A 260-nucleotide genomic window follows, 5' to 3' on the forward strand; every position below is an offset into this window, starting at 1 on the left:
TTCGTCGACATCAGCGGGCGCGACCTCGGCGGCTACGTGGCCGACGCACGCGTGGCGGTCGACCGGGAAGTCAAGCTCCCGCAGGGCATGAGCGTGCAGTGGAGCGGGCAGTTCGAGTACCTGGAGCGGGCCGAGGCGCGGCTCAAGATCGTGGTCCCCGTCACTCTGCTGATCATCTTCCTGCTGCTCTACCTGAACTTCCGCCGACTGACCGAGACCCTCATCGTCATGCTGTCGCTGCCGTTCTCGCTGGTGGGCGG

At 66.5% G+C, this 260-nt stretch carries 1 protein-coding gene; it reads left to right on the top strand.

The window, feature by feature from the left end; all coding sequences use genetic code 11:
* Positions 1–260: efflux RND transporter permease subunit (locus KZZ04_RS19745; protein ID WP_219423964.1), on the top strand; the 260-nt coding region annotated here is incomplete at both ends.

Origin of the sequence: Pseudoalteromonas sp. CR1 (assembly GCF_019392235.1) — a bacterium.
In the GTDB taxonomy this organism is placed as follows: Bacteria; Pseudomonadota; Gammaproteobacteria; order Enterobacterales; family Alteromonadaceae; genus Pseudoalteromonas.